This window comes from Pseudomonadota bacterium, from assembly GCA_030775045.1.
Classification (GTDB): Bacteria; Pseudomonadota; Alphaproteobacteria; order JALYJY01; family JALYJY01; genus JALYJY01.
On the sequence record JALYJY010000099.1, the window covers coordinates 1 to 6527 of the forward strand.

6 protein-coding genes are annotated in these 6527 nt (G+C 58.7%); 3 read left to right on the forward strand and 3 right to left on the reverse strand.

All coding sequences use genetic code 11. The features are described from left to right. Positions 1 to 293 precede the first annotated feature (293 nt). Positions 294 to 824, forward strand: a complete 531-nt coding sequence (locus tag M3O22_08095; protein ID MDP9196704.1) for a rhodanese-like domain-containing protein — start codon at positions 294 to 296, stop codon at positions 822 to 824. 52 nt (positions 825 to 876) lie between these two features. On the opposite strand, the gene bioB is transcribed toward M3O22_08095, so the two are convergent. The 3 genes from bioB to M3O22_08110 form a co-directional block, all read right to left on the reverse strand. Then, positions 877 to 1851, reverse strand: a complete 975-nt coding sequence (gene bioB / locus M3O22_08100; GenBank protein ID MDP9196705.1) for a biotin synthase BioB — start codon at positions 1849 to 1851, stop codon at positions 877 to 879. A gap of 54 nt (positions 1852 to 1905) precedes the next feature. Next, the gene (locus tag M3O22_08105) at positions 1906 to 3675 is read right to left on the reverse strand and encodes a cation:proton antiporter (GenBank protein MDP9196706.1); all 1770 of its coding nucleotides are present in this window, start codon (positions 3673 to 3675) and stop codon (positions 1906 to 1908) included. Positions 3676 to 3743: 68 nt separating this feature from the next. After that, positions 3744 to 4766, reverse strand: coding sequence for a hypothetical protein (locus M3O22_08110; GenBank protein ID MDP9196707.1), 1023 nt, complete (start codon positions 4764 to 4766; stop codon positions 3744 to 3746). A gap of 163 nt (positions 4767 to 4929) precedes the next feature. Here M3O22_08110 and petA point away from each other — a divergent pair, with 163 nt between their 5' ends. Further along, a complete protein-coding gene (gene petA / locus M3O22_08115; protein ID MDP9196708.1) occupies positions 4930 to 5511 on the forward strand; it encodes a ubiquinol-cytochrome c reductase iron-sulfur subunit in 582 nt (193 codons plus the stop codon). Positions 5512 to 5527: 16 nt separating this feature from the next. Then, the coding region (locus M3O22_08120; protein MDP9196709.1) for a cytochrome b/b6 at positions 5528 to 6527 on the forward strand (1000 nt) is incomplete at its 3' end.

The window sequence follows — 6527 nt, forward strand, 5'->3', positions numbered from 1 at the left end:
TCGCCACACGCTACGCCAAACGCGCACGCAACTTCGCAAGCCTCATCTACCTCACAGCTTCCATGCCCTGGTTAAAATAAATGTCAACAGGGCCTAGACACTCTGCCAGTACAACAGCCTGTAGTAACAATTCTTCCAAAAGATGGCCTTGTACATTGATCCTACAATGCTTCAGCTCCCCATAGGAGGAATCTTACAAAACAGATTCTTCCATATGGTGGAGTCTGAAAGCATTGTTGGTGAAACTGTCTTAAGCTATAATTCTGGAAAATATTTTTTCAAAAAGGCAGATCATGCAAAAAAATATTCTCCCCGTTTTTGCATTACTGTTTTGCCTGTCCGCCGTCACAGCCCCGGCCCAGGAGAGCATAAAAAACCCCCTGATTGATGTGAAGGCTTTTGAGGCCATCTCACAGGAAGCCCTGAAGCTGCGCGAACAGCGGCGCATTGATGTGAAGACCTTCATGGAAATGGCGAAAGATCCCAACACCATCATCCTGGATGCGCGCAGCAAGGGCAGATATGACATGAAGCATATCAAGGGGGCCATCAACCTGAACATCGCTGATTTCGCTGAAAGAACACTTGCCGAAAAAATCCCCTCCAGAGAGACGCGCATCCTGATCTATTGCAACAACAACTTTATCAATGACAGCGAGGCCTTCATGACAAAAGCCATGCCTGTCTCCCTGAACATTCCCACGTTCATCAACCTGTACGCCTATGGGTACAAAAACGTCTATGAACTGGGCCCGGCAGAGGATGAAAACAGCACCGTACTGGAATTTGAGTCGAGCCTGCCCATGCTGGATATAAAAGGGTAACTGGATCCCGGATCGCGCTACGCTTGTCCGGGATGACAGAAACAGAAAAGGTTTATGTCGCCGCTGTCTCCATTGCCTTCAGCCCCAGGCGTTCAAACAAATTCTGGTCGCGGTTGTGGTCGGGGTTGGGAGTCGTCAGCAATTTGGGGCCCATGAAGATGGAGTTGGCGCCGGCCAGGAACGCCAGGGCCTGAAGCTCGTCGCTCATGGTCTCGCGCCCGGCGGACAGGCGCACCATGGATCTGGGCATCATGATGCGGGCCACAGCGATCGTGCGCACAAACTCCAGCGGATCGATTTCCTTTTCCTGATCCAGTGGCGTGCCTTCTACCTTCACCAGGCGGTTGATGGGCACGCTTTCAGGATGCGGGGCCTGCCGCGCCAGAGCCACCAGAAATCCCGCGCGGTCGCGGCGGCTTTCGCCCATGCCAACGATACCGCCGCAGCACACCTTCATGCCTGCGTTACGGACGTGGGAGAGAGTATCCAGGCGCTCCTGGTACACGCGCGTGCTGATGATATCGGTGTAGTATTCGGGTGAGGTATCCAGGTTGTGGTTGTAGTAATCCAGACCCGCATCGGCCAGGCGCAGCGCCTGGTTTTCCGTCAGCATGCCCAGGGTCATGCAGGTCTCCAGCCCCAGGGCGCGCACGCCCTCGACCATTCTGCACATCTGGCCCACGTCGCGATCTTTCAGTTCCCGCCATGCCGCGCCCATGCAGTAGCGGGACGCACCGGCGGCCTTCGCTTCCTGCGCAGCCTGCACCACATCGGCCACGTCCATGGTTTTCGTGGCTTTCACGCCAGTGTTGTGCTTCGCGCTCTGGGGGCAATAAGCACAGTCTTCCGGACATCCGCCCGTCTTGATGGACAGCAGGGTGGACAGCTGCACCTCGTTGGCCGGAAAATTCTGCCGGTGGATCTGCTGGGCCCGGAACAGCAGGTCACTGAACGGGAGGGCGAACAGGGCCTCAACGTCCTCAACAGACCAGTCGTGGCGCGGGGCGGTCACAGCACAGGATGTCATGGGAACTCTCCGGAACAGATCAGGAAGGCACCTTGGCCGAAAAGGCCGGCTGAGTCAAAGTGGATGGCCCTTCTGGTCCGTTTCCTCTTTCCCGTCGGGTTTTTCCTCGCCCTCCACCACCCTGTATTCATGGATCATGGTCATGACATCACTGTCAGGCATGCCCCAGATTTTCAGGGTATAGCCGGCCATGGCCAGAGCCAGTTCCCTCTCGCCCATGGCAGCCATGCGCACCCCGCGCCGTTCCATCTCTGACACATCCGCCTCGGTATGCACCCTGGCCACAATCTCGCATGAGGGATTCAGCTCCCGTGCAATGTCCAGAACCCGCCGGCTGTGCAGACCGTGGGGCGTGGCCACGATCAGGACACCGGCGTGACTGATGCCCGCGGCTTCCAGAATACGGGGAGAGGCCGCATCACCCCAGATCACATTCATGTTTTCCCGGCGCAGGACTTCCACCAGACGGCGGTCACGCTCGACAATCACGCAGGGGATGCCCAGTTTTGACAGGGTTCCGGCAATGATGCTGCCCACGCGCCCGTGTCCTACAATGATGACATGTCCGGGCGTACCGGCCACAGGAGCAGCAGGCGGCGGGGAAGGCTCTTCCGGTCTGCGGCGGTGAAAGCGCGGATGGGTGGCAAACCAGAACGAGACATGCTCGACGTGCGACACAATCAGGGGATTGATGGCGATCGACAGCAGCGCGCCGGCCAGGATCAGGTCCCGGCCTTCCGGCGGCAGCAGACCCAGACTGACCCCCAGGCCCACCAGGATAAAGGAGAACTCCCCGATCTGGGCCAGACCGGCCGTGACTGTCAGGGCAGAATGCAGGGAGCGGCCCCGGGCCATCATGGTCAGGAATGTGGGGACTGACTTCAGGAGCAGGATGATGGCCAGGACAACCAGAACCTCCCACGGCTGGCGCACCAGGATGGACGGATCGAACAGCATGCCCACCGATACGAAAAACAACACCGCAAACGCATCCTGCAGGGGCAGGGAGTCTGTTGCCGCCTGATGGCTGAGGTCGGATTCGCTCAGCACCACGCCGGCGAAAAAAGCCCCCAGCGCCAGCGACACATCAAACAGCGAGGATGAGGCCCAGGCGATCCCCAGGGCGCAGGCCAGCACGGACAGGGTGAACAGCTCACGCGAGCCGGTCCTGGCCACCCTGGACAAAAGCCAGGGAAGGCTTCTCTGTCCTATTACCAGGATCAGGGCGATGAACAGCGCCACCTTGCCGCAGGTCAGAAGCACGTCGCCCAGAAGCTCGATCCCCGCTTTCTGCCCCGCCAGCGAGGGCAGAAGAACCAGCGCCAGGATCATGGCCAGATCCTCAACGATCAGCCAGCCGGTGGAGATGCGCCCCTCGACCGTGTCAAGAAGGTGCCGCTCCTCCAGCACGCGCAGGACCACAATCGTACTGGCCACGGACATGGCAAGACCCATCAGGATCCCCGCCTGCCAGCCCCATCCCCACCACACACCAAGACCGACACCGGCCACAAGACAGACCGAGATCTGGGAAATGGCGCCCGGAACCGCCGTTTTCCACACGGACAACAGATCCCTGATAGAAAAATGCAGGCCGACCCCGAACATCAGCAGGATGACGCCGATTTCGGCCAGCTGGCTTGCCAGGTCACTGTCAGCCACAAAAAAGGCAGGGGTAAACGGCCCCAGCGCCACACCGGCCAGCAGATAGCCCACCAGCGGCGGCAGGCGCACAAGTCTGGCCCCGTAGCCAAAGGCAAAGGCCAGGACAAAACTGGCAACAATCGTAGCGATCAGGGATGTGCTGTGAACCATGAGACCCATTGAATCCCAAAATCCGGGCCGTGGCAATTCCCTTTCAGGAGAAATCTGCCGACAGCTTCTGACAGGGATTATGCAGCCGGTTTTTCACGATAGTCGGCAAGAATAATGGCAGGCCGGGGACACAGGCCATCAGCCCTTTCCGTCAGCACCCGGACATGGGTGCCCAGATCCCCCAGCAAGCCGTAATGCCTTTTCCATGCAGCAGCAAGACGATAGAAAATTTCACCTGCAAGACCTGCACACCCTGTTGCAGATGCACGGTCAGATCCATCCGGCAGCAGGGGGGCCGGATTTCGGGAAACAGCATCCAGGGCTTCGCGGCATTCCCTGAGATAAAAAGCTGCCAGAATCATCCTGACAGGCGAACAGCAGGGCTCGGCACCTTCTTCAAGACGCGGGGGAAGATCCATAAACACCAGCTCAGCGCCGGACAGCAGCGACAGGCAATCTTCGGCCTTTCTGACGGGCCTGCGCAGGGTCTCAGGATTCAGGGCGCTGTACAGCAGAAACCCCAGGACATCCCGCCTCTCCATGAATTCCTGCGAGACCGTGGACCGTGGCCGGACCAGGCCCTGCAGTTTCTGGACCACACCACGTCCGCCAGACCGGCCAAACCAGGCAAGAATCCCGGTTTCCGGTACGGGGACATGTTTCATTCTCCCACGCAGCTCACCTGTCAGGCTTTCCAGGGAAATAACCCTGCTATAACCACGATTTTCCCAGCTTTGCAGGAGAGGGGCATTCTGTGTCCCCGCTGCTTCTGCATAACCCGGCCTGTCCCCGATGACGGACAGAAGGGAAGAGGTCAGGACAACGGGAAGGATCCCGCCCTGCCCACAGGCCGCCATCGGACTGACATAGGATTCTTCAGGGTTCCAGCCGTTCAGTCCGTTACCGGACAGAATGCCGGAAACAAGACTCTGGATTTCCAGGTTCCGTTCCTGCAACCCGGCTGCAGCTCTCCGGCGCCACGGAGACGGGGCAGGAATTCCGGACAGGGCAGAAGGTTCAAGGGCCGCATGCAACAGGATCGTCAGGAAGTCTTCGGGCTTATATTGATCAAGTGCACCACGCCCTGTTTTCCGGAACATTTGCAATACCTGTAATGGTTTCAGCAATGCCCCATCCTGCCAGAACCGGATGAAAACAAAGAAGAAAAAACGCTGCGGGCTCCCAAGGTGTTGTCTCTGCCCGAAAGAGGGAGTAGAAAGGCCCTGTCTTCTGTACAGTTTTCGGTATTTCCGGAGCCAGTCCATGACCGTTCCCCCGTCCGGCGCACAGAATCCGGACCTTTTCACCGCCCCTGAAAAGAATGAGCAAAAGGGCGAAACCCGCCGCGATTTCCTGTACCTGCTGGCCGGCGGTATGGCTGCCGTGGCCGGGGTCAGCGTGCTGTGGCCTTTCATCGACCAGCTGAACCCGGCAGCGGACACCCTGGCCATGTCGACTATCGAGGTTGATCTGGCGCCCATCCAGCCCGGACAGGCCATCACGGTAAAATGGCGCGGCAAGCCGGTGTTCATCCGTCACCGCATACCGGCGGAAATCGAACAGGCCAAGGCGGTCAATGTGGCTGACCTGCGCGATCCCCAATCCGATGACCAGCGCGTGAAAAAGCCGGAATGGCTGGTCATGGTGGGCATCTGCACCCACCTGGGCTGTGTCCCCCTGGGCCAGAAGCCCACCGACAAGAAAGGCGATTTCGGGGGCTGGTTCTGTCCCTGCCACGGGTCTCACTATGATACGGCGGGGCGCATCCGCAAGGGCCCTGCACCGCTGAACCTGGCAGTGCCCGACTACCAGTTTCTCACCGACACCACGGTCCGCATCGGCTGACCCGGAGAATTTTTCCATGGCCAACGCCCATTACAAAAAGCCCTATTTCACAAACCCCTTCGTGAAGTGGATCGACTCCCGCCTGCCGGTGTTCAGCTATCTGGACAAGGAATACAACCAGTATCCCATGCCCCGGAACTGCAACTATTTCTGGAGCTTCGGGGGTATCGCCACGGTCATCCTGCTGACCATGATCGTCACCGGCATCTCGCTGGCCATGCACTATAATCCCAGCGCGACGGGGGCGTTTGAATCAATCGAACGCATCATGCGCGACGTGAACTATGGCTGGCTGCTGCGCTATCTGCACGCCAATGGCGCATCCATGTTTTTCATCGCCGTGTATATCCATATGTATCGCGGCATTTATTACGGGTCGTACAAAAACCCGCGCGAGCTTCTGTGGATCCTGGGCGTGGTGATCTTCCTGCTGATGATGGCCACGGCGTTCATGGGATACGTGCTGCCCTGGGGGCAGATGAGCTATTGGGGTGCCACGGTCATCACCAATCTGTTCTCGGCCATTCCTTTTGTGGGCGGAGACATCGTCACCCTGCTGTGGGGCGGATTCTCGGTGGACAATCCCACCCTGAACCGCTTTTTCGCCCTGCACTACCTGCTGCCGTTCGTCATCTTTGCCGTGGTGTTCATCCATATCACGGCGGTACACACCACGGGCTCGAACAACCCGCTGGGCATTGATACCAAAGGCCCCCAGGACACGGTGCCATTCAATCCGTACTATACGATCAAGGACAGCGTGGGGATCCTGGCGTTCCTGCTGGTGTATGCGGCGTTTGTGTTTTTTGCCCCCAATTATCTGGGCCACCCGGACAACTATATTCCTGCCAACCCCATGTCCACACCAGCACACATCGTGCCTGAGTGGTACTTCCTGCCCTTCTATGCCGTCCTTCGCGCCATTCCGGACAAGCTGGGCGGCGTTCTGGCCATGTTCGGCGCCATCGCCGTGCTGTTCGTCCTGCCGTGGCTCGACACGTCGAAGGTGCGCTCGA

Bases quoted from the DNA above. Each gene is read 5' to 3' on its own strand.
- M3O22_08095 (MDP9196704.1), top strand. From the start codon at position 294: ATGCAAAAAAATATTCTCCCCGTTTTTGCATTACTGTTTTGCCTGTCC.
- bioB (MDP9196705.1), bottom strand. From the start codon at position 1,851: ATGACATCCTGTGCTGTGACCGCCCCGCGCCACGACTGGTCTGTTGAG.
- M3O22_08105 (MDP9196706.1), bottom strand. From the start codon at position 3,675: ATGGGTCTCATGGTTCACAGCACATCCCTGATCGCTACGATTGTTGCC.
- M3O22_08110 (MDP9196707.1), bottom strand. From the start codon at position 4,766: ATGTTCCGGAAAACAGGGCGTGGTGCACTTGATCAATATAAGCCCGAA.
- petA (MDP9196708.1), top strand. From the start codon at position 4,930: ATGACCGTTCCCCCGTCCGGCGCACAGAATCCGGACCTTTTCACCGCC.